Source organism: Halococcoides cellulosivorans (genome assembly GCF_003058365.1).
In the GTDB taxonomy this organism is placed as follows: Archaea; Halobacteriota; Halobacteria; order Halobacteriales; family Haloarculaceae; genus Halococcoides; species Halococcoides cellulosivorans.
Genome location: NZ_CP028858.1, coordinates 2362094 through 2385914, shown reverse-complemented (window position 1 = coordinate 2385914; position 23821 = coordinate 2362094). Strand labels below are relative to the sequence as shown.

The following is a 23821-nucleotide window of genomic DNA, read 5'->3' as shown; positions in this document are numbered from 1 at the left end:
AGCGCTCAGTCACAGCCTGTCGATCGGCTCCACGCGTGGTTTGTTATGGTTCGCCTGTTCGCAGTATGGCGCTCCTATCGCCGTGATCCAGTGGGGTGCGGAACCGACGCCCGCCCGCGTGGACGGACTGCAGTCGGGCCGTGTGGTCCCCATCGGCAGATCGTCGAGCGCCCCCGGACGGCCGATCGGCTAAGCCACTCGTAACTACCCGGCGACGCGCCCGATTTCGATGCATGGCTGCGACCGCGGGCACGCTCGTGATCTCGATCGACGCGGAACTCGGCTGGGGGTTTCACGACCTCGACGACCGGCCCGTCGACCGGATCGCCGCGGCGCGGACTGGCTGGCGACGGTTGCTCTCCGTCCTCGACGCCCACCGCGTCCCGGCGACGTGGGCGGTCGTCGGGCATTTGCTGCTCTCGGCGTGTGATCGCACCCACGCCGACCACCCCGCGATCGACGACTGGTTCGCCGCCGAGCGCAACGGCTGGCGCGCCCACCCCGAGTGGCGGTTCGCGCCCGATCTCGTTGCGGCCGTCGCCACGAGCCGGACCGACCACGAGATCGCCGCACACACCTTCTCGCATACGCCGCTGGCGGACGATCGCGTGACGCCAGCGATCGCTCGCGCCGAACTCGCGGCGAACCGGCGGGTGGCCCACGCCCGGGGGATCGACCTCGACTCCGCAGTGTTCCCCCGGAACGCCATTGCCCACCGCGAGGCGCTCGTGGACGCGGGGATCACCTGTTACCGCGCCGGGGGCCCGTCCCGGGGCCGGCTTCGCCGCACGGCCGCGAAGCTCCGTGACGCCGCGACCCCGCGGGCCCGCCTGGTCGAGCCGTGCATCGACGCGTACGGTCTCGTCACGATCCCGCCGTCGCTGTATCTGTTCGGGTTCGAGGGTCGCCCGCGGCAGGTCGCGAACCGCCTCGGGGTCGATCCGATCGTCCGGCAGGCCCGCCACGGGATCGACCGGGCGTGTCGCGAGGGCGCGATCTTCCACGTCTGGTTGCACCCCAACAACCTCCAGACCGCGGCCGACGTCGACCGCGTCCGGTCGATCGTCGCGTACGCCGCCGCGCGCCGCGACGCGGGCCAGTTGCGTATCGAGACGATGGGCACGGTCGCCGAGCGTGTCCTGGCTGGTGAGGCCGCATCGAGGCCGAGCGCGGACGAGCGGGCCGTGCCGGCCGACCCGCCACTCACCGACTGATCGGGACCATCGATCGCGAGACGTTGAGCGCGTCGCGGACGAACGGGCGGGGGTCGTCCCGGCTGAGCGTATCGAAGTTCGGATGTTCGAGCACCGACCGGGCGATCGCCCCGACCGTCGCGCCGATTCCGGGTCGTTTGGCGAGGGGGTACTCCTCGCGGATCACGCTGTGGAGGTGGACGAGTTCGCCTCGAAGGAGGTGACTGTGTGTCCCCGGGCGGTACTCGGCTGGGTCGACCGCCCGCCCGGTCGCCAGTCGCCAGCACGCCCGGGGATAGTCGACGCCGGCGTGGATGTCGACCGGGATGCTCGCGGGCACGCGCGGGTTGATCTCCAGCAGGCGGTACCGGCCCTCGTCGCGGATGAACCCGACCGAGGCGAGGCCCGTGTAGTCGAGTTCTGCGAGCAGCGCCTCGCCCGCCGCGGTCAGTGCGCGGTCGTCGACGGCCTCGTGGTAGACGCTCGGGCCGCGGGCGTACTTGTAGCCGCGATGGAGCCGCTTCTGTGAGGTGACGATTGCCTCGCCGTCGACACAGAGCGCGCGCAGGCAGAACTCCGGCCCGTCGAGATACGTCTGGGCGACGGGGACGTGGCCCATCTGCTCGACGCGGGCCTCGATATCGGGCGTCTCGCCGGGCGCGAGAAACTGCGTCGTCGGGGGCTGCCGGCAGGTGTTCGGGGCCACGTCGCCCATCCGATCGGTGAGCAACGCGTAGCGCGCTTTGACGATCCGCTCGCGGTCCCAGTCGTCGATCGCATCGAGCGGGACGGTCTCGGGCGTGGCGACGCCCGCGCGCTCGGCCGCCGCGGTGAGCGCCAGGCGGTCGTGCACGGAATCGAGCGTCTCTCGATCGGGCCAGAGCGGTTCGATGTGGGCGCCGAACTGCTCGCGATGGCTGGCCAGCACGTGGACGTCTGCCTCCCGCACCGGAACGATCGTCTCGACGTCGCCACGGGCGGCGAGCGCGAGCAGTGCGTCGCGATAGCCTGCGAGGTCGGCGGTCGGGTCGGGCACCGCGCGGGTCGCGTCGCAGTACCGAGAGCTGAACGACGGCGGCCGCGACATCTCGGAGACCGAAATCGTGTAGACGCCCGCGCGCCCGAGCGAGCGAATCGTGCTGAGCGAGCCTGGCGTCCCGACCGCGGGGACGACGGCGGCGCGATCGGAATCTGTCATGGGTGATTTCGCGTGCCCAGCGGGTGAAGTAATGGTCTCACTTCGCGGCGTAAGCCGACCGTACCGTCGCTCGCTGACCGCTCAGGTCGTCGCCGTGACGACCCGTCTGACCGTCCCGACGATCGACGCGACGTCGCGCTGATCGACGTAGGGGTGAGTGGGGAGCGTGAGGATCTCGCGCTGGAGGCGGGCCGCGCCGGGGAACTGGTCGGGGTCGATCGCCGGGTAGTCGTACATCGTCGTGGCCTGGACGCCGGCGTCGGCCAGCGCGGCGAGGAGGCGCTCGCGGCAATCGCTCGACGCGACGAGCAGGGGATATCGGACGTGCTGGTGCCGCTCCAGGCCGTCGATCGGCTCGATCGTCTGGACGCCGGACAGCTCCGCGAACGACGCGTCGTACTGGCGGGCCACCCGCTGGCGGTGGCGCTGATAGCGGTCGAGACGGTCGAACACGCGCCGCCCGATCGCGCCCTGGAAGTTCGATACGGTCGCGAACGGGGGGTCGTAGGCCACGTCGGTCTCTCCCTCGGGGTGGGTCGTCGGCCGGTCGATCGAGTGGCCGAGACGGGCGAGGCCGTCGCGCACTCGCGTGTACGCGTAGTAGGGCCGCGGGTGTGAGAGCGCCGCGTAGCCCGCGAGGACGCCAACGTTGGCGGTGATTGCCGGTCGGCCCGCGTCCGCAACCTGTGGCCCGCCCGATTGGCTGAGGACCATCCCGCCGCCGACGGGGATGGGCTTGCCCTGCTGGAAGTTGAGGACCGCACAGTCACCGAACGTCCCCAGTGGCTGGCCGTCGAGTCGACTCCCGAGCGCATAGCCCAGCGCCTCGACGAGCGCGCTGTCCGCGCGGCTGGCGATGGCGGCGAGCCTCGCCATCGGTGAACTGTATCCGAGGACGTTGACCGCGACGACCGCGAGCGTCTCCGGGCCGATCGCACCCTCGACCGCCGCTGGGTCGGCGGCGAGCGTCGCGGGGTCGACGTCGTACCGGTCGACGCCGAGGCCGACGCCCCGAATCGCCGCCGGGAAGTCCGGACTGCAAAACGCCGGGATCAGGACCCGATCGCCCTCGCGGTCGTCGGCCAGCGCGATCAGACTGGCCGCGAGCGCGCGTCGAATGGAGGTGTAGGTCGCCGCGTGGGCGGCGTCGAGCGCGTCGACGATCGCCCGTCGAAAGGCCGCCCGGCCCGACCGCTTGGCGTGCCCCTTGATCCCGGCCGCGAGGTCGCCGGTCGTGATCGGCGTGACGGCCGGGGCGAGGAGGCGCCACCGGCGCGCGCGACGCCCGTCGCGACGGCTCGAATCGGTCATCGTCCACTCGATGGTGAGCCGCGGCCAAAGGTAGCCCCCGCGTACCGGTCCCCGTGGGCTGCATCGGGACGGCGACGTGCGCCTGACCGCCGCCCTTGGCCCCCATTCGTCGGGTTTCACGGCCAGTAGGCGCTTCTTTCGACACGTATGCACTCCCTTCGGGTCGAGCGCGCGAGCCCAGCGTCGACCCACCCGCGGACGCTACGATACTGTACCCAGTAGGCAACACGTACTCGGGTGGCTCATACTGGGTACGGACGCCGCTTGAAACGCCTCAAACCCGTAAAAACGCCCTTTCAGGTAAGCGGCCCATACCGGGTATGGGAAATGAGAAAGGCGTTCCTACCGACGACGAGACCGAACGGACGATCGGGCGTTTGAACCGCCGACGGATTATGGGGCTCGCGGCAGCGGGCCTGACCGGGATCGGACTGGGCGTGGGATCGGCACTCGCCGCCCCCGACCGGGTGGAACTCGTCGCGCCGCGCGACGAGACCGTCGACTACGAGTTCACCGTCGCGGGCTCGGTCGAGCGTGTCACACGCGGCTTCACCGCCGCCGAATCCGACGACGAGATCACGACCGCCGGCGGCGTGACGACCGTCGCGGGGACGGTCGCGGACGGCTACGGCGACGCGTTCGACGTCGTGGGCCCGGTCCAGTCGCTCACCCCCGCCGACCGCCTGACGCTGTATCGCAACGGCGAGCGCGTCCCTCGCGACGACCTCGTCCAGTCGCGCCGCCTCGCGATCCAGACGCCGCCCGACGGATCGGTCGAGTACGAATTCACGACGACCGGCCCGATCGAGAAGGTCCTCACCGGCGACGGGGCCGCCGAGGTCGAAAACGACACCGTCGAGGGCGGCGACACCTGGACGGCGCGTGGCCTGACGGGCAACGGCTACGGCGACACCTACCGCTTCGCGGGGTCGGTCACGTCCTTTGCCCCGATGGCGGGGCCGTTCTCGCTGTCGGTCGACGGCGAACCGACGACCGCGTACGAACTGACCGGTGAGCGCCCGCCCGCCGACCGCGCGCACACCTACTCGGTGACGGCGACCGGATCCGAGTCGGTCGAGTACTTCATCGAGGTCGAACCCGAGGGCGCGATGGTGCCCGCGACTGCCGACGGCGCACGCGTCGTGCCCGACCGCCAGTGGGTGAGCGCGGACGGGACCCGCGCCGCCGGGCTGGTCGCCCCGGGTGAGACCCACGCGGTCGCGTTCGATACCCTTCTGCTCGACGTGACGGTCCGCGGCGAAGCGGACCCGCTGGTCGACGGCAGCCCCTCGAATCTGGACTGGTACCCCCGGCCCGACGCGTCGGGCGACGGCTGGAAGTCCGGGTTCGACTGGCAGACGGAGAGCGCCGACGACGGTGAGCCCACCGACGGTGACGAAACCACCGACGACGAGACCACCGACGACGAGAGTGACGACGGCGTCGACCGCGCGCACACCTACTCGGTGGCGGCGACTGGCACCGACCCGGTCGACTACTACGTCGAGGTCGACGACGGCGGCGCGATGGTCTCCGCGAGTGCCGACGGAGCGACAGCCGACCCCGCTCCCCAGTGGACCAGCGCGGACGGCACGTTGGCCGCGGGTCGGGTCGCCCCGGGCGAGACCCACGCGGTCGCGTTCGATACGCCCGTCCTCGACGTGACGATCGAGGGATCGGCCGACGCGCTGGTCGACGGCACCCCCTCGGATCTCACCCTCTACCCCCACGAGGGCGCGACCGGTGACCACTGGAAGGGCTACTTCCCGTGGCACATCGCGGGCGAACAGCGCGCCCACACCTACGCGGTGGCGGCGACCGGGTCCGATCCGGTCGACTACTACATCGAAGTCGAACCCGAGGGCGGCGCGATCCCCTCGACGGTCGACGGGGCTCGGGTCGCTTACCGGCGGTTCGTGATCGACGCGGCGGGCGAGAAGATCGCCGGCCGGGCGCTGCCCGGCGAGACCCACGCGTTCGCGTTCGATACGCCCGTCCTCGACGTGACGATCGTCGGTGAGGCCGACGCGCTGGTCGACGGCAGCCCCTCGAATCTCGACTGGTATCCCCGGCCGGCGGCGACCGGCGACGGCTGGAAGTCCGGATTCCCGTGGCACGCCGACGGCGAGGGCGTCACAGACGAGACCGACGAGCCCTCGACCGGCGGGGCGATCGGCATCCGCCACGACCGCTACGAGGGCCCCATCGGCGGCGGCAGCGGCATGCCCGCTCACCTCGTCCACACCGCGAGCGAGGCCGACCACGTCGTCTCCGACGGCAACGTCGACGCCGCGCTCGCGAGTTCGAGTGCGGGCGATCTGATCTACGTCGAGGGCAGCGCCGGCGGGTTCACGGTCGACGTGCCCGGCGTGACGATCGCTGGCAATCGCGGGATCGGCAGCGACGGGCAGATTCGCGACGAGGTCGTCGTCACCGCCGACGACGTCACCCTGGACGGACTCGCTATCAGCCCCGGCGGCGGGGCGGCGCTCACCGTCCGCGGCCAGCACGCGACCTTCTTCAACTGTGCCTTTACCGACGCCAGCGACATGGGCATCCGGATGCGCCGGGTGAACTCCGCGGCGACCTTCACCCAGTGTAAGTTCTCGAACTTCTCGGGGTACGGCTTCCACAACAACTACAACGCCCACGACGAGGCCCACAAGGTCACCATCGAGTACAGCGAGTTCTCCGATCTGGGCCGGCACTTCATCAACGCCGAGAACGCCTGGTATCACGTGCGTGACAACCACACGTTCGGCTCGATCGGCCTCGATCCCGACCACTTCGTCGAACTCCGCGCGCCCAACGAATATCGGACCTCCCAGGGCCCGAACGCCTGTGGGTCGCCCTCGGGCAACGCCATCGTCGAACACAACCGCCACGAGATCCGGGGCAGCGGCGGCGCGAAGACCCGACTCGTGGTCGTTCGGGGCGAACCGACCGACGGCGTCTGGGTCCGCAACAACGTCTCGCCCGGCAACGCGCCCGCCTCGGGTGGCTGTTGGGAGCGTGGCACGCACGGCCACTGGGGCACCCAGATCGTCCTCCAGAACGCCTCCTCGACCGACGACCTCTCGAAGGTCTACGTCGAGAACAACGAGAGATAGAGGGCGGCTCCGGCGTCCTCGACTGAGAGCGACGCCTCCGCAGGCAGTCGGGCACGAGCTCACGAGGAACCGTCCCGGGTGCGATCGCCGCGTTCCGACCCTCCCCGTCGATCTGAGACAGTGTCTCCCGTTTCTCGGCCGGGATTGGGTAACGCCCTCTCAACTCGTTTGGGACGTATCGATTGTATTTAAATACCCACTTCGATCTATCGTAGATGTACTATTACCGCTTGAGTTGACGGCATTTCAGACAAAAGGGGAGCCTACGTATATTATGAAAGACCAAAAAACATATTCATCCTCTACAGTAATGGAAATGATACGCAATCATTTCGTGATACAATGAACCGCCGATCGTTGCTCCTTGCCTGCGCGAGTACTCTCGCGGTCGCCGGAGGGTGCACTGACGACGGCAAAACTGAAAATACTGATAATCAAAACGACGGGACTGACGACACTCATACGGATGGATACACCTCCGAGGTGAGAACCGACGGATCTGAGGACGAGGGCGATATAAATACTACTACTAATATAAGTACTCACATTGAAGAATATTGGCAAATTAGAGTTTTCGTCGCTAACACTGTTCCCCACGATGCCACTGTTGTTCACGCAAAAGAGGACGATCTCACGGACTTCGAAATACTGAAAGAAGTCCTCGAAAAGGCCAATCGCGAATACGATCCCGAAATGAAAGACGAACTCGACGAGAATGAACCGTACTATTTGCAATCACCGTTGGTTGAGCGAAAATTAGCCCCGGAAGACGCACGGAGTGTCGAAGATGTTCTTGGTCGCGAGCGATCACACAGTAGTTTCGAGTGGTACGTCGAGTTTGAGGGGACTGTCTTTGTCATCCGGCTTTACCTATCAGTGCCTTAAAAAGATGGTTAGTTAGAACGTCTGCTTGCTGAGGATGTGTACTCCAACAAGCAAGCAGACAATGAAATCCACGAGGACCAGTCAGCTAAACGTGCTCGATGGCACGAAACACGGGTCGGTCTCTTGCGCCCCATATCTTGTTCCACGTTCTCATGGGTTAGCAGAATTCCCATCGAGTCAGCTAAAGACGAATATTCTTTGTGATTCGAACCTATGCACAGGCCGAGTGATCGAAACATAGGCCCGTGGTGAATCGCCAGCCATCGCTTGATTTCACCCCCTGCCCAATTTACAAACCTCATCTGTCGGCACGAGTTCCCGTAATTCACCGTCCCAGAGTCGCGCAGCTAGTCCCCGATTGATAGCCAGTTCCGTCTCGGTGGTGACGAGTAGGTCGTCCGTTTCGGCCCGTCCCTCCGATCGAGGCGTTCGTCGGCCGCCGTACCCGCGACATAACGATACGGCTGACGGGCTTCGCCGGACCCAATGAACCGGAGACAGCTTCTCGCAGCGATGGGGGCGGCCGGCGGGGCCGGACTTCTCGGCCTGGGCGCGTACAGCGTCTTCGTCGATCCCGACGACTCGACACGCGATCGACCGACACCGACCGACGCCGAGCGGACGACCGACCGACCGGACACACCCACACCGACGACCGACGAGCCAGAGCGCATCGGCGGTTTCGAGCGGCGCATCGACGCCGTCGCGGCGGGGGCGGACCCGACCGGGGAGGAACCGGTCACCCCGCTGATCGAGGACTGGGCCGACGACGACACGCTCGTCGCCTTCGAGCCCGGGACGTACGCGCTCGATCCCACCGCCTTCTCGGGGCTGCGTCGGGTCGGCCTCGTGGGGACCGGGCCCGATCCCGCACGGTTCGTCCCGACGGCAGGCGACTGCCTCGGCGGCCACCCCTGGGTCGCCGCGGAGAACGTTCGCGACCTCCACCTGGAGAACGTCGCGTTCGACCTCACGGGGGCCGATTCGGGCGGGCCGATCCACCTCCACCTCACGGGCGACTCGACGCTGCGCGACGTCGACGTCCTGGGCAGCTGTGCGAATCAGCTGAGTGCGATGCGTATCGAGGTGCTCGACGCCGAGGGGACGGCCACCCTGGAGGGACTCACCGCCCGGAACGCTGACGGGAATCGGACGCTCACGGGGCTGTTCGTCGGCGAAGACCACGCCGGGACGCTTCGTGTGCAGGACTGTTCGATCGCTGAGTTCTCGGACAACGGCCTGTACGCGTCCGCGCCGGGCGGGCCCGAGGGCGCGGACGGCACGGTCGAGGTCCTCGGGGGCACGTATCGCAACAACAACGTCGCGGGCGTGCGCCTGGGGTCGACCGACGCGCGCGCCACGGGCGTGAGCATCGTCGTCGACGACGAACCGCCGGGGTGGGGGCAGTTGAACGCCCGGGGCATTCGCCTCCGCAACAAGTCCGGGCAGGTGATCGAGGACTGTTCGATCGCCTTCGGCACCGACGCGGCGGCGAGTTTCGGTGGCGTCGTCGTCCACCACGACAACGGAGCGGCGACCGTCCGCGAGAGTTCGATCACGATCGATCGGGACGCGGTGCCGGCGATCCACGCGCTCTCCCCGGCGACCGGGGACGGGGCCGTGACCGTCGACGACGTCACGATCGAGGGGGGCGCGGTGGGCGGCGTCGGCGTCCAGATTCAGGGCCGTGACGGATCGCGCATTCGGGCCTCCCGGATCGAGCAGTCGGGAGCCGAGCGCGACGGAATTTACGTCTCGGACGCGACCGACTGCACCATCGAAGACACCGAGATCGCGGTCGAGGGCGTCCCGCTCGTCGTCGAGAACGGGCGCGTGACGGTGCGGAACTGCCGGCTCGTGACGCCCCGGGGCGAGCGCGATGTCGACAGCGAGACCGTCACCGACGGGACGCTTCGGGTCTGATCACTCCTCGACTCGCCGCCGCTCGATCGGATCGCGATCCTCCGACTGCACGCACTCGACGGCACGCATCGGGAATTCGGACCGCGGTCGCACGTCGATCGCGAGTCCGCGGGCGACGCCGACGAGGCCGAGCCCCTTCGAGACCAGAAGCTGGATCGCCTCGCGTGGCCCACGCGCGATCGCGAGTCCAGCGAGGGCGAGCGCCGAAAGAAGGATCCAGAGCGTCGTCGCGCCCGGGACGGCGAGTGTCGCGACGCCGAGCGCGGCCCAGACCCCCAGTGCGAGTCGATACCGCATGCGCGCGAGGTGCTGGGCGAGCAGGCCGGGATCGAACAGCGACCGCCGGAGCGCCTGGCCCGGCCCGACGGCGTAGCCGCGTCGCCAGCGTCGGAGCGGTTCGGACAGTCCGCGCCGCTCGGGATGCTCGGCGGCGACCTCGGGGAGCCGACAGCACCGATAGCCCGCCGCGCGGAGTTCGAACCCCAGGTGGATGTCCTCGACCGATCGCAAGAACGGGTCGAACCCGCCGACCCGATCGAGCGCCGATCGGCGGTAGAGCGCGACACCACGCACCGAATCGACCGGCTCGACGCTATCGCTCGCGGCGGGCGTGTTCAACTGACCGTCGACGCCCGCGACGTCGGGGTGGGTGTCGAGCACCGCGAGCGCCCGATCGAGCCAGTCGCTCCGAATTGCCATGTCGCCGTCGACGAACAGGACGCGATCGCCACGGGTGACCTGCGTCCCGACGAACCGGCCCGCGCCGGGCGTCGTCACCCGGTCGTCGGTGATCCGGTAGATCGCGATCGGGAACGCTGCGGCCCGTTCGACGGTGTCGTCGGTCGAGTTCGAATCGACGAGGACGATCTCGGCATCGCGGTCGCGGGTCGCCGCCAGCACCGCGTCGAGACAGGTCGCGATCCGCTCGCCTTCGTCGTAGGTCACGATCACGACCGACAGGTCGGGGGAGCGCGAATCGTCACGGTCCGCGCAGCGCGCGTCGCGGCCGGGTCCGCTCGCGGCGACACGCCCGGCACCGCTCGCGCGGTCGCTCGCGGCGTCAGGAGCGGCGTCGCTCACGTCTCGATCGTCGCTCGGCGTCGCTCGTGGCGATGGCCCTGCCGGCGTCGTCATCGGTCGATCGGGGTCTCCGATGGCCTTGGTTATGGCTCGGCTACGGCCCGCGACGACCGACGGGGAGTCTCAGACCGGCCAGTTCAGCGGCGATCGCTCCGCGAGGTCGCGCAGTTCCGCGCGGTCGAGGGCCCCGGTGGCGAGCGCGGTCGCGCCGAACACCGCGGCCCCGGTCGGCGGGACGATCGAGAGCGCGACGATATCACGGACGAGGACGCTCTCGATGGCGACAATCACGATGCCCGTGATCAGGACGGTCGCCCCGATCCTGGGGAGGCGGAGGTCGCTCAACGGGTCGAACCCGATCCGACGCGACGTCCAGACCAGTGCGACGACCATCGACCCGTACGCGACACTCGTCGCGGTCGCTGCGCCCAGAATGCCGAAGGGAACGATGAGCATCCCGTTGAGGACGACGTTGAGCACTGCCGTCGTGCCGACCGCGAGGACGAGCGCGCGGAGTTGGCCCGATCCCTGACAAATCGCCTGCAACGGTCGGGCGATGGCGAACCCGACCGCGCCGGGGAGCAATACGATCAACGGCGTGGCGGCGACGATGAAGGGTCCACCGTAGTAGAGCACGACCACCCGGTCGGCCAACACCGCGAGTCCGATCGCCATGAGTCCGACGAGCAACGCGGTGTAGCGGGTGATCCGACTGGCGAGATCCGTGATCGCCGCGTGACGCTGTTCGCTCCAGAGCCGCGAGGTCGAGTGGATCAACAACTGCTGGAGGACGATCGGGACGATCCAGAGGTACTCGGCCAGCGCGAGCGCGGCCTTGTAATATCCGGTGGCGTCGTCACCGACCAGCGTCCGGACCATGATCACGTCGATGTGGAACAGCGACATCACCAGAAAGACCACCGCGACGTTGAGCAGGTTAAAGGAGAGCAACTCCCGAATCGGGACCGACCGGGGGACGGTCACCAGTCGGCGCACGGAGACCCGCCGGAGGACGACGCTCGCGGCGATCACCGCGACGAGCGCGTTCGCGACGACGTGGCCGATCAGCATGCCGACGACACTCAGCCCGCCGAGGACGAGCGCGATACCGACGGTGACGGTCGTCGCCTTCTTGAGTACGTCGAGCGGCCCCGAGACGTATTCGAGGCTGAACCCGAGCAGGGTGTGCGTCGACAGTGCGCGAAACTGACCGACGAGGATGAACGCCGCGAGGACGTACAGATACCCGGAGAACCCCTCTCCGAGCAGTCGCCCCGCGCCGAGGTGGGTCGCGACGATCAGGACGGCGCTGCCGAGCAGCGCCAGGCCGAGTCCGAGGACGAAATACACCTGGAGGACGCGCTCGACCCAGCCATCGTCCCGAGACTCGGCGACGAACTTCTGGACGCCTTCGGCGACGGCGGCGCTGATCGGGATCATGTACAGCGAATAGATCGAGAGCACGACGGCGTAGTCGCCGTACGCGCCGGCCCCGAGCAAGCGGACGATGATCGGCGTCGTGAGCACCGCGAGCACCGTCGCGGCGACTTTCGAGCCGAACAGCGAGAGAAAGCGGCCGATCAGCCCCGACGGGGCGTTCATCGGTCGGCGTCAGACGGCGCTGTCTGTCCGATCGGCCGACGCTGACCGTCGACGGACGGTCGCGGCCAGCCCACGGTCCCCAGTTCGGTCACGGGTCGAACACCGAGACGATCGGTCGTTGTTACCCACCGCCTACTCGCTGTGTGGGGCCCCTGGCGTCCATCCCCGTCGCGCGCACCGGTTCGCGAGCGGTGACAGTAAGCCGCTCGTAACTACGCCGCTTCTCGCAGTAGGATCTACCATGTCTCTCAGGACCGACCGACCGATACCGGACAACGTGGACGGCGACCGCCGATCACGGCGTCGCATGCTCTGGCTGGCCGTGTCCGTCGCCGTGCTGACGGCACTCGTTTTCGCGCTGATGGCCCTGCCGGTGACCGCCGCGAGCGAGACGACCGCGCTCGCGAATGCCGCCGACGACGCCAACGAGACCCAGATCGACGTGGTCTTCGTGTTCGATCGATCGGAGAGCACGAACGAGAATCGCTACCACATGGCTCAGGAGATCGGACGGCTCGACGACACCCTCGACGCCCACGGCGTCGACGACCGGTACGGACTGGTGACCTACAACGCGACGGCCCGGGTCGAACAGAACATGACCGCGTCATTCGGGGCGATCGAGCGGGCGATGCACTACCCCGTCGGCGGGAACCGCGAGAACGCCTCCGACGCCATCCTGACCGCCACCGACCTCGATCTGCGCGCGAACGCCACGACGCTCGTCGTCGTCATGACCGACGAAGACGACGACAGTTCGAACGCCACCCGCGCGGCAGCGATCGACGCGCTCGGGGACGCCCACCTCGTCGCCATCTCGCCCGCCGGACCGGCGACGAGTTCGTGTGCGGTCCACTCGCCGCCGTGTGACGACCGCACGGACAACGAACTCAGAGAGGTCGCCAACCGGACCGACGGCGAGTGGATCGACGTGAACGAACCGGCCACTCGAATTGTCGATCGCCTCGGTGAGACTCTCGACGCGGCGTTCGCGGACGCCGCCGAGCGATCGATCGATCGGCCGGAGTTCGAAGTGACCGACACCCGAGCGAACCGAACGACCGTGCAGATCGGGTCGGCGGTCGGCGTGACCGTCACCGTCGCGAACACGGGGTCGGCCGCCGGCGAGTACACCGCGTACCTCTCACACTCGGGGCGATTGGTCGACGAACAGCGTGTCGAGATTCCCGCCGACGGCGAGCAGACGCTGACGCTCGCCCACGCTTTCGACCAGTCTGGCACCTACGAGTTGTTCGTCACGCACGAACCGGCCGTGACCGTCACGGTGCTCCCGGGAGCGTCGGAGACGCCGCCCACCACGACCGCCGCCGACGGAGCGGCCGGGACGACCGATGCGCCGGCCGCCCGGGCGTCGTTCGTCCCGGGCGTCGCGCTCGTGGCGGCGCTGATCGCGATCGTCGCGCTCGCGGCCGTCACCGTCCGGGCGGTGTGAGGCGCGTTCTATCGGGATCGCCTTTGCAGATCGAGACGGGACTGACCGAAGCCGAAGGCTTCGCGAAGGTCGGCGAGGGAACGACTGAACGAACGCAGTGAGCGAAGGAAGTGGACTCGCCGGAACTGAGCGGCGAGGAAGTCGCCGCGAGGGTCGACCGACGGCGGCGCCGACGGGCTGGATTTGAACCACGGTCACTCCGCGCGAAGCGCTCCGTTCCCTGATTCAAAACCCTTCGGCCGGTTCGCTGGCTCACGGCGATGCCGTTCGCCGTTTCGAGGCTCTCACTTCGTTCGAGCCTCGCTGCCGCTCACCGTCTCGTTCCACGGGCCGGAAGGGATTTGAACCGAGTGGAGACGGTCCTGCTCGTTCGCTGTCGCTCGCGCTTTCACCGCCCGCTTCGAGGCTCTCACATTGTTCGAGCCTCGCTGTCGCTCACTGTGCGGGCTGCGACTCCCCGGGTTCAAATCCCTCCGTCCGGTTCGCTCGTTTCTCACTCCGTTCGAAAACTCGCTGCACGGGCCGGAAGGGATTTGAACCCTCGACCGTCTGATTAAGAGTCAGACGCTCTGCCAGACTGAGCTACCGGCCCTCACATGGCGATTTTCGCCGTTCGAGGATATACGTTACGTTCCCGGCCCGATCTCGTTTCCGCAGTTGAATTTTCGACACCGACAGTTGTCCCAACTGCTGGGGGCCTGAAGTATTGTGGCAGTGATAAGTATCTGTACCGTATACGGTGATCTCCATACCGCACCATGAGTGAATCACCACCCGAAACTGGCGCTGCTGGCGACATTGACGACGATCTCGACGTAGACATCGACGAATCGGTCGACACGGACCTCGATGCGAACGCGGGCTACGACCACGCCGCGGCGAGCGACGTGCAGTCCTCGCTGGCCGCACTCCAAGACGGTGCCGTCGATATTGCCGAACTGGCCGATAGCGTGCGCGGCGAGGCCGCCGAGCAACACGACGCTGTCTCGCAGATCTCCACCGAGATTTCGAACCTCTCGGCGGCGGTCGAGGAGATCGCCTCCTCCTCGGAGGAGGTCTCGGCGGCCGGGTCTGAGGCTCGTGACCTCGCAGACGAGGGCCAGGACGCCGCCAGCGATGTGATGGGCTCGATGGAGGAACTGCAGGCCGCCGCCGACGACGTCGCTTCGGACGTCCGGACGATCCAGGAGAGCGTCGAACAGATCGACGAAATCGTCGAGGTGATCAACGACATCGCAGACCAGACCAACATGCTCGCGTTGAACGCCTCGATCGAGGCCGCGCGGGCGGGCGAGGCCGGCGGTGGCTTTGCGGTCGTCGCCAGCGAGGTCAAATCGCTGGCCGAGGAGTCTCAGGACCACGCCAGCGAGATCGAAGCGATGGTCGATCGGATCCAGGACAACACCGACACCGCCGTCGAGAGCCTCGACGAGAACAACGATCGCATCTCCGCGGGCATCGACTCGGTCGAGCGCTCGGTCGACATCCTCGACGACATCCACGGGGCCGTCCAGGAGGTCTCCGACGGGATCGAAGAGGTGGCCGACGCGACCGACGAACAGGCCGCCTCGACCGAGGAGATCGCGTCGATGGTCGACCAGACCGTCACGAGCGCCGAGTCGATCGCTGACCAGACCAGTGCCGTCGCTGACCGGGCGGCCGGACAGACCGACCAGATCGCGGATATCGACCGCGCGATCGACGACCTCGTGGCCGATCTGGAGCGCTCGGCCGTCGCGGACGACTGACTCTACTCACCGAGGCGGGCGGCCGCGATCCGATCGTACTGATCGTCGGTGAGTGTCACCTCGGCGGCGCCGACGTTCTCGTCGATCTGGTCGACCGTGCGCGCACCGACGATCGGGACACAGGTCACGTCCCGCTGGTCCATCAACCAGCGGAGCGTGACCTGGGCGGGCGTCGCGTCGAGGTCCGCCGCGACGTCGCGCAGCACCTCCACGACGTCCCAGCCGTGATCGGAGACGTACCAGTCGTCGAACATTTCGTCGATCGCGCCCCGCGATCCGTCGGGGGCCTCGACGCCGCCGTCGGCGGTGCGTTCGTACTTCCCGGTGAGAAACCCGCCCGCGAGCGGGGAGTAGGGACAGACCGCCAGATCCTGGTCGGCACAGACGTCGAGATACGCGTTGACCTCGGGTTCGTCGTAGGCGGCGTGAAACAGTGGCTGGGTCACGCGGAACCGCTCGCGATTCGCGATGTCGGCGGTGTACAGCGCTTTCGTCAGTTTCCAGGCGGCCATCGTCGACGCGCCGATGTAGTGGACTTTGCCCGCGCTCACGAGGTCGTCGAGCGCGCGCAGTGTCACCTCGATGGGCGTGTCGTCGTCGAACCGATGGAGATAGAGGATGTCGAGGTAGTCGGTGTCGAGTCGGTCGAGCGACCCCTCCACCTCGGCCCGGACGTTCTTCCGGGAGAGGTTCTCCTGGAAGCGCGACTCTTCGGACCAGTAGCACTTCGAGGCGATCACGTAGTCCTCGCGGTCCTGGTCAGCGAGCCACTCACCGATCCAGCGCTCGCTGTCGCCCTGGCCGTAGCCGTTCGCGGTGTCGATGAAGTTCCCGCCACGGTCCACGAACGCGTCGAGGAGGTCGTGGGCCTCCTCGCGCCCGGTCTCGACGACGCCGTCGTGGGCCATCCCGAATCGCCAGGTGCCAAGACACAGTTCCGAGACCTGTAGGCCGGTCGTCCCGAGGGTGACGTACTCCATGGCTCGCCAGTCGGGCGGCGACCTGAAAATGGTACCGTCACGTATCGGGGGGCGTGAACTCTCCCCGCTCGATCGTCGATCGTTCTCGCAGGTCCTCTTGTCTCGCGACGGAGTTGGGTATGCGTTCCCAAAATCTGGATCAAAAATTGGGTATGCATACCCAATTTTCTCTCACCACCGATCGCCCAACTGCTGGCGCGCGAGTCGATAGCCGACGGCGGTCCGCCAGGTCGGGCCACAGCGGTGGGCGACCCTGAGCGGGCCCGCACAGTCGGGACAGGCGTAGGTCGCGGGCTGGCGAACGGGCCGAGAGGCCCGAAATCGGGGATCCGACCACGAGCACTCGCGACAGGCCAACTCGACCCGCCCGATCGCACAGTCCCGGTCGAGCGGCGCGTCGATCGATCGGGCCATCAGCGCGAACCGATCGCCGTGATCCGATCGCCCGTAGCGGCGGAACTCCCAGGCGTGGACGAGTTCGTGGCGGATCGTCCCCCGCGTGCGTTCCCACCCACCGTCGCGACAGGCCGGCCAGGAGAGCTCGATCGTCAGGTCGCGACTCGCGGGGTCGTACCGACAGACGCCCGCGCGGCGGTGGGCGCGCTCGGTGACCTGCCACTCGATCGTCGCGACGTCGATCGGAATGTCGACGGTCGCGGCGTAGGCCGCCGCTCGCTGGCGAAGCTCCGCCGGCGAGTCGGGGGCGTCGGCCACGCCGATCGATCCTGTCGCGCGGCGAAAAGCCCGACGATCGACGGCGGGCGGTTCGATCGATCGCTCACCGATCGCGGACGAGGTGGGGGTTCTCCAGGGCGAACAGGATCCCTTCGCGAAAGCCCGACGCGAACCAGGCCCGCCGCTGATCGTCGACGTCGTCGCTGCGCTCGCCCAGCGCGGCCTCGATCCCGGCGTCACCGATCGACGACCTCTCGCTGGACGGGGACTCGACCTGGTCGGCCGCCGCGATACCGTCGGTCTCTGCCTCCGCCGTAGGCGTCTCTGCCTCCGCCGTAGGCGTCTCTGCCTCCGCCGTGGGCGTCTCTGCCTCCGTCTGCGCCTGCTCGCCTGCGTCTGCCGACGCCGCCACGGCCGCGGCCGCCGCTTCGGCGTCGCTCACGCCGCTACTCTCGTCCGCTGGCTCCTCGCCGTCCCCGTCGGGGCCGGGCCAGTCTGCGACGTCGCCGTACTCGGTTTCGATCTCCGCGAACGTCATGTCCGCGCCCGCGGGGCCGAGGAACTGCTCGATGACGCGTCGGTAGAACACCCGGACGTGATCGCCCTCCTCGACCAGTCGGTCGAGGTCGACCGGCCAGTTGTCCGCGATCGTCTCGGCGGCCTCCTGTTGCTGACTGGTCTTGAAGTTCGAGTCGACGATATCGACCGTGTCGGGGAACGCTTCGAGGCTCATGCCTGCCTCTCGGATCGCAGCCCCCATCAATCGGTCGGCCTCGCGGCGACCGCACAGGGTTTCAATCGGGCCCCCGAAACGCCGGTATGTCCGAGGGGGGTCAGATTCACGAACTCGATCCGACGACCGTCGAGCGTATCGCGGCGGGCGAGGTCGTCGAACGGCCCGCCTCCGTCGTGAAAGAACTCGTCGAGAACGCGCTCGACGCGGGGGCCGACCGGATCGATGTCACCGCCGAGGCGGGCGGCACCGAGCGGATCGTCGTCAGCGACGACGGCCACGGGATGAGCGAGCGCGCACTTCGTCGCGCCGTGCGTGAACACACCACGAGCAAGATCACCTCGATCGACGACCTCGAAGCGGGCGTCTCGACGCTCGGCTTTCGCGGCGAGGCGCTGCACGCCATCGGCGCGGTCACCCGCCTGACGATCTGCTCGCGGGCGGCCGGCGCCGACCGCGGGACGGAACTCGAAGTCGCGGGTGGCGAAATCGAACGGGTCGACCCCGCCGGACGGCGGACGGGGACGACCGTCACCGTCGAGGACCTCTTTTATAACGTTCCCGCGCGCCGAAAGTACCTCGCGACCGAGTCGACCGAACTCGCCCACGTCACCCGCATCGTCCGGGGGTACGCGCTGACCGACCCCGACGTCGCGATCAGTCTGACCCACGACGACCGCGAGGTGTTCGCGACGGCGGGCGACGGCGACCGACGGTCGGCAGTGATGGCGGTCTACGGCCGTGAGGTCGCTGAATCGATGATCACCGTCGAGGCGACCGACCTGCCCGACGGGCCCCTGGAGGCGGTCGACGGCGTGATCAGCCATCCCGAGACGACCCGATCGAGTCGAGAGTACACCACGACCGCCGTCGACGGGCGCTACGTCCGGGCGAGCACGGTCCGCGACGCGGTGATCGACGCCTACGGCGGCCACCTCGGGGGCGATCGCTATCCGTTCGCGGTGATCGACGTGTCGGTGCCGCTCGGCGCCGTCGACGTGAACGTTCACCCCCGGAAACTCGAAGTGCGCTTTCCGGACGAGACGGCCGCTGGCGAGCAACTCCGGACGGCCGTTCGCGCGGCGCTGTCGGAGGCGGGCGTGATCCGGACTGGCGCGCCTCGGGGTGGATCCGCACCGACCGACGTGGCGATCGAGCCCGGTGACGGCGCCGATGGATCCAGTGCGAGCGACGACGGCGCGAGCGACGCACCCACCGAGCGCCGGGCGGCGTTCCGGGACACCGCGGAGACGCCAGCGCGCCGCGACAGCGGCGTGGAACACGCGCGGCGCGACAGGGCCGCGGAATCAGAGCGCCGCGACAGCGGCGTGGAACACGCGCGGCGCGACGGGGCCGACAGCGGCGATGGCTCGCCGGACGCGAACGCGGGATCGGCGGCCACCGCGGCGGACACGTCCACCGAGTCCTTCGGGGCCCCGACGCACGAGACGACCGACACGCCGGCCGAGCGCCAAGCCACGTCCGCGCAGACGGAGGTGCCGACCGCCGAGCGCACCTCCGAACAGACAGACTCTGGCCAGTCGACCGGCGGCCGGGCGCACCTGCCGACGACCCAACTCGATCTCGGGGGGAGCGACGCCACGAGCCTCGCGTTCGACGCGCTGCCCGCGATGAACCTCCTCGGGCAACTCGACGAGACCTATCTCGTCGCCACGGCGGGCGCGGATCTCCTCTTGATCGATCAGCACGCCGCCGACGAGCGCATCGCCTACGAGCGCCTGCGCGACCGCCTCGACGGCGAGGTCGCGACCCAGGCGCTGGCCGACCCGGTCGACGTGACCGTCACCACGGGCGAGGCGGCGGTTTTCGAGACGCTCGTCGACGCGCTCGCCCGACTGGGCTTCACCGCAGAGTTGATCGACGACCGCACGCTCGAACTCCGGACCGTCCCGACCGTGTTCGCGGAGGGGATCGACCCCGATCGGCTCGTCGACGCACTCTCCGAGGCACTCGCCGGAGCGGACCCCGCGAGCACCGTCGAAGCGGCGGTCGACGACCTGCTGGCCGACCTGGCGTGTGCGCCCGCGGTGACCGCTCACACGTCGCTGTCGACGGGGTCGATCCGGGCGCTGTTGGCGGCACTCGACGACTGCGAGCACCCCTATTCGTGTCCGCACGGCCGCCCGACGATCGTCACCGTCGACCAAAGCGAGATCGCCACCCGGTTCGAGCGCGACTACCCGGGCCACGACTGACGACCGATCGTAGCGTCGTCGGCGTGTCGGGCCCGCCATCGCCGGCTATCCGTTGTGCCCCCAACATCTCAAAATTTAAAGGGCTCCGCGAGCAGTGTAAATGTATGTCGTCAGATCAGACTCCCGATTCGTACGGGGGCGTCCTCGACCGGCGGTCGTTCTCGAAACTCGCAGGCGCGTCCGGAGCGGCGCTGCTCGGCGGCGCTGGATCGGCCGCTGGCGCGTCGGCCGACGCGACGACGGTCAACGAGGTAACCGTCGACGGCGCGGCAGCCCTCGGGATGGACATCCTCCACTGGAACCCCAGCTTTGAAACCTGGCCGCAGATCTGGGGTCGGTGGCTGACCTTCGATCGGTTCGCGCAGTTCAACTACGAGACTCGCGAGTGGATCCCTCGCATCGTCGAGGACTGGACGGTCGACGGGCGCGCGATGACACTCTCGCTACGGGACTCGACGTACGCCGACGGTGACGCCGTCACCGCGAGCGACCTGCGGACCCAACTCGTCTGTCGGATGGCTGCAGGCGGCGACCTCGCGGACCACGTCGAATCGTTCGACATCGTCGACGACTCGACGCTGCGGATCACGACCGACCGCGCACTCAACCCCGATCTGCTCGAACACCTCGTGCTCACCGAGATGCTCCAGACCAAAGACGAGGGCCAGTACGCCGACTGGGCCGATCGGTACTGGGACGACGGCGAGGACGTCGAATCTGAGATTTCGAGTCACAAGCCCGACGCACCGGACCACGTCTCGGGGCCGATGGAGTTCGTCGAGATGACCGACGAGTACTATCTGCTCGAACGCCGGGCGGACCACCCCGACGCCGCGAACATCAACTTCCAGCAGTACCAGTTCACGGCGTCGCCGGGCAACCCGACGAAGTGGCGGGCGATGAAGAACAACGAGTTCGACACCGTCACGAGCGTCTTCACGCCGTCAGATGTCGTCGCGGACCTCGACGACGCATGGACCGAGTACCAGTTCCCGGGCTACTGGGGGATGGGGCTCGTCTTCAATCACGACGCCGAACTGGCACCCCACACGAGCGACCGACGGGTTCGGCAGGCCATCGCACACGCCGTCGATCGGGAGACGGTCGCGAACAACGCCGGGCCGCGCATCAAGGACCCCGCTCCGACGCCCGCCGCCATCGCCTCGACGATCCAGGACGACTGGATCGACGTCGGCAATCCGTTCGGGCGGATGCAGAGTTCGAGCGAGGTCGCGTCGCTGATGGAAGAAGCCGGGTACACGATGAATAGCGACGACCTCTGGGAGCACCCGGACCGCGGGGTCGCGACCATCGAGATTCTCGCCCCGCAGGGCTGGAGTGACTGGGAAGTCATGGCCGAATCCGTCGGGAGTGAACTCCGCGGGGCCGGGTTCGACGCGGAGGTAAATCGCCTCCAAAACGGCATTATCGTGGGCGAGCGTATGCCGGAGGGCAATTTCCAGATCGCCTGTCGGGCGTGGCTTCCGGGCAACGAACGTGGCTCTCACCCCTACTTCTCGCTGCGACACGTCCTCGGTGGGGCGCTCGGCAACACGTTCGAGTACCCTGGCTGGAAAGACGAGGAACAGCCGATCGAGGTGCCGGCGATGGACGGGTCGGGGACGATGACCGTCGACGTGCCCGCCACGCTCGACGAACTGGCGACGACGTCTGACGATGCCGAAGCGGCCGCCCTGATCGAGAAACTCGCGTGGGTGACCCACCAGGACCTCCCGTGGCTCCCGATCGTCACCAAACGCGAGCAGTCGTTTATCAACACCCAGAACCTCTCCGCGCCCGCCGAGGACACCGAGGCGGCGAGCGTCAAGTGGCCGACGGCCCACCTCGCCAAGACCGGTGCGATGGAGTGGGATCCGGGTGAGGACGACTCTTCGACGATCGTGCCCTCGGACGTCCAGGACGTCACCGTCGACGGGGCCGCCGCGCTCGGGATGGACACCCTCCACTGGAATCCCGCGTTCATCGCGTGGCCGAACATCTGGGGTCGCTGGCTGGTCAACGACCGTCTCGCACAGTTCAACCTGGAGACCATGGAGTGGATCCCCCGCCTGGTCACGGACTGGACGATCGACGACGATCGGGTCACGCTCTTCGTTCGCGAGGACGCCACGTGGGCGACCGGTGACCCGATCACCGCCGCGGACGTCAAGACCCACCTGATCTGCTCGATGGCCGCGGGTGGGCCCCTCGACGACCTGGTCGAGTCGTTCGACGTTGTCGACGAGAAAACGCTGGCAATCACCGCGACCGAGACGTTCAATCCGACGATCCTGGAGTTCAACGTCCTCTCGCATCTGCTCCAGGCCAAAGACGAGGGCCACTACGCCGACTGGGCCGATCGGTACTGGACCAACGACGAGACGGATGTCGGCACCGAGATCACCTCCTACAAGCCCTCCGAACCGGACCACATCTCGGGCGCGATGGAGTTCGTCGAGATGACCGACGAGCACTATCTGCTGGAGCGCAACCCCGAGTACTACGGCGCCGACAACATCAACTTCGAGCGGTATCAGTTCACCGCGTCGCCGGGAAATATCTCGAAGTGGCGGGCGATGGAGAACAACGAGTTCGACACCGTGATGAGCGTGTTCACGCCGTCCCGCATCGTGGCCGACCTCGACGACGTCTGGAACGAGTACAAGTTCCCCGGCTACTGGGGGATGGGACTGTTGTTCAACCACGACGCCGAGAACGCACCGCACGTCAGCGATCGCACGGTCCGACAGGCCATCGCGAACGCCGTCGACCGACAGCAGTGTGCCGACAACGCCGGCCCGCGCGTGAAGACCCCGGCTCCGACGCCCGCCGCGATCGCTCCCCCGGTGCAACGCCAGTGGATCGACGTCGGTGGGACGTTCTCCGAGATGCAGGACGACGAGCAGGTCGCGGTCCTGATGGCCGAGGCCGGCTATTCGAAAAATAGCGAGGGCCACTGGGAGCATCCCGACCGCGGCGTCGCGACCATCGAAGTCGTCTCGCCGCACGGCTGGAGCGACTGGGAGGTCATGGCCAACACCGTCGGTCACGAACTCCGCGAGGCTGGCTTCGACGCGGAGGTGAACCTCATCGGCAACGGCACCATCGTGGGCGAGCGGATCCCGAACGGGAACTTCCAGATCGCGTGTCGGGCGTGGCTGCCCGGCAACGCCCGCTCGTCGTTCCCCTACTTCCCGCTGCGACACGTCCTGGGCGGTTCGTTCGGCAACCAGCAGAAATACCCCGGCTGGATGGCCGACGCACAGCCGATCGAGGTGCCCGCGATGGACGGATCGGGCACGATGGAAGTCAACGTGCCCGAGGCGCTCGACCGCCTCGCGACGACGACCGACGCGGACGAAGAGGCCGCGCTGATCGAGGAGTTGGCGTGGGTCACTCACCAGGACCTGCCGATGTTGCCGATCGTGACCAAACAGGAGCAGTCGTTTATCAACACCCAGAACCTGACCGCACCGCCCGAAGACGCCGAGGAGGCCCAGGTCAAGTGGCCGGCGACGTATTTGCCGACGATCGGGGCGATGCAGTACACGACCGACCCTCCGACCGTCGAGGACTACGTCGGGAGTGACGGCGACCTCGACCCCTCGGAGGTCATGGAAGCAAAGGGCGACTACCTCACCGGCGACATCTCACTCGAACTCGCCGTCTCGGTCATGCGGCGGTTCTTCTTCGGCTGAGCGGGACGGGATCACG

General features: G+C 67.9%; 15 protein-coding genes and 1 tRNA gene. 8 read left to right on the top strand and 8 right to left on the bottom strand.

Features of this window, described 5'->3' with window-relative positions:
* Positions 1-233 precede the first annotated feature (233 nt).
* Positions 234-1214 carry a polysaccharide deacetylase family protein gene (locus HARCEL1_RS11665; protein ID WP_108383764.1) on the top strand — a complete coding sequence of 327 codons (981 nt, stop codon included), beginning with the start codon at positions 234-236 and terminating at the stop codon, positions 1212-1214.
* On the opposite strand, the gene HARCEL1_RS11660 is transcribed toward HARCEL1_RS11665, so the two are convergent.
* Together HARCEL1_RS11660 and HARCEL1_RS11655 are read right to left on the bottom strand one after the other, a co-directional pair.
* A complete protein-coding gene (locus HARCEL1_RS11660) occupies positions 1204-2391 on the bottom strand; it encodes a carboxylate--amine ligase (protein WP_108383763.1) in 1188 nt (395 codons plus the stop codon). The two genes, HARCEL1_RS11665 and HARCEL1_RS11660, sit on opposite strands and share 11 nt — an antisense overlap.
* An 81-nt stretch (positions 2392-2472) precedes the next feature.
* A complete protein-coding gene (locus tag HARCEL1_RS11655) occupies positions 2473-3702 on the bottom strand; it encodes a DegT/DnrJ/EryC1/StrS family aminotransferase (protein WP_108383762.1) in 1230 nt (409 codons plus the stop codon).
* A 320-nt stretch (positions 3703-4022) separates the two neighbouring features.
* Between HARCEL1_RS11655 and HARCEL1_RS11650 the strand changes: the two genes are divergently transcribed.
* From HARCEL1_RS11650 to HARCEL1_RS11640, 3 genes are all read left to right on the top strand, one after another.
* Complete coding sequence (locus tag HARCEL1_RS11650) at positions 4023-6812, top strand: right-handed parallel beta-helix repeat-containing protein (RefSeq protein ID WP_159077128.1); 2790 nt, start codon at positions 4023-4025, stop codon at positions 6810-6812.
* A gap of 342 nt (positions 6813-7154) precedes the next feature.
* The gene (locus HARCEL1_RS13485) at positions 7155-7697 is read left to right on the top strand and encodes a hypothetical protein (protein ID WP_159077127.1); all 543 of its coding nucleotides are present in this window, start codon (positions 7155-7157) and stop codon (positions 7695-7697) included.
* A gap of 486 nt (positions 7698-8183) precedes the next feature.
* Positions 8184-9620: a right-handed parallel beta-helix repeat-containing protein gene (locus HARCEL1_RS11640; protein ID WP_108383759.1), complete on the top strand. Its 1437-nt coding sequence runs from the start codon at positions 8184-8186 to the stop codon at positions 9618-9620.
* Here HARCEL1_RS11640 and HARCEL1_RS11635 read toward each other — a convergent pair whose 3' ends face one another.
* Both HARCEL1_RS11635 and HARCEL1_RS11630 read right to left on the bottom strand, forming a co-directional pair.
* Positions 9621-10754: a glycosyltransferase gene (locus tag HARCEL1_RS11635; RefSeq protein ID WP_108383758.1), complete on the bottom strand. Its 1134-nt coding sequence runs from the start codon at positions 10752-10754 to the stop codon at positions 9621-9623.
* A 69-nt stretch (positions 10755-10823) separates the two neighbouring features.
* Positions 10824-12302, bottom strand: a complete 1479-nt coding sequence (locus tag HARCEL1_RS11630; protein ID WP_108383757.1) for an oligosaccharide flippase family protein — start codon at positions 12300-12302, stop codon at positions 10824-10826.
* A gap of 241 nt (positions 12303-12543) precedes the next feature.
* Here HARCEL1_RS11630 and HARCEL1_RS11625 point away from each other — a divergent pair, with 241 nt between their 5' ends.
* A complete protein-coding gene (locus tag HARCEL1_RS11625) occupies positions 12544-13755 on the top strand; it encodes a vWA domain-containing protein (RefSeq protein WP_159077126.1) in 1212 nt (403 codons plus the stop codon).
* A gap of 518 nt (positions 13756-14273) precedes the next feature.
* Here HARCEL1_RS11625 and HARCEL1_RS11620 read toward each other — a convergent pair.
* Positions 14274-14347 (bottom strand) — tRNA-Lys (locus HARCEL1_RS11620).
* A 166-nt stretch (positions 14348-14513) separates the two neighbouring features.
* On the opposite strand from HARCEL1_RS11620, the gene HARCEL1_RS11615 reads away from it, so the two are divergent.
* The gene (locus HARCEL1_RS11615) at positions 14514-15503 is read left to right on the top strand and encodes a methyl-accepting chemotaxis protein (RefSeq protein WP_108383755.1); all 990 of its coding nucleotides are present in this window, start codon (positions 14514-14516) and stop codon (positions 15501-15503) included.
* Positions 15504-15505: 2 nt separating this feature from the next.
* Here the strand turns inward: HARCEL1_RS11615 and HARCEL1_RS11610 are convergent, their stop codons facing one another.
* From HARCEL1_RS11610 to HARCEL1_RS13480, 3 genes are all read right to left on the bottom strand, one after another.
* Entirely contained in the window at positions 15506-16483 is a 978-nt protein-coding gene (locus HARCEL1_RS11610; RefSeq protein WP_108383754.1) for an aldo/keto reductase, read from the bottom strand.
* A 171-nt stretch (positions 16484-16654) separates the two neighbouring features.
* Complete coding sequence (locus HARCEL1_RS11605; protein ID WP_159077125.1) at positions 16655-17197, bottom strand: SprT-like domain-containing protein; 543 nt, start codon at positions 17195-17197, stop codon at positions 16655-16657.
* 64 nt (positions 17198-17261) lie between these two features.
* Entirely contained in the window at positions 17262-17891 is a 630-nt protein-coding gene (locus HARCEL1_RS13480; protein WP_159077124.1) for a prolipoprotein diacylglyceryl transferase, read from the bottom strand.
* 86 nt (positions 17892-17977) lie between these two features.
* On the opposite strand from HARCEL1_RS13480, the gene mutL reads away from it, so the two are divergent.
* Complete coding sequence (gene mutL / locus HARCEL1_RS11600; RefSeq protein WP_108383752.1) at positions 17978-20107, top strand: DNA mismatch repair endonuclease MutL; 2130 nt, start codon at positions 17978-17980, stop codon at positions 20105-20107.
* Between the two features lie 104 nt (positions 20108-20211).
* Positions 20212-23805, top strand: coding sequence for an ABC transporter substrate-binding protein (locus HARCEL1_RS11595; RefSeq protein ID WP_108383751.1), 3594 nt, complete (start codon positions 20212-20214; stop codon positions 23803-23805).
* Positions 23806-23821: the final 16 nt, after the last annotated feature.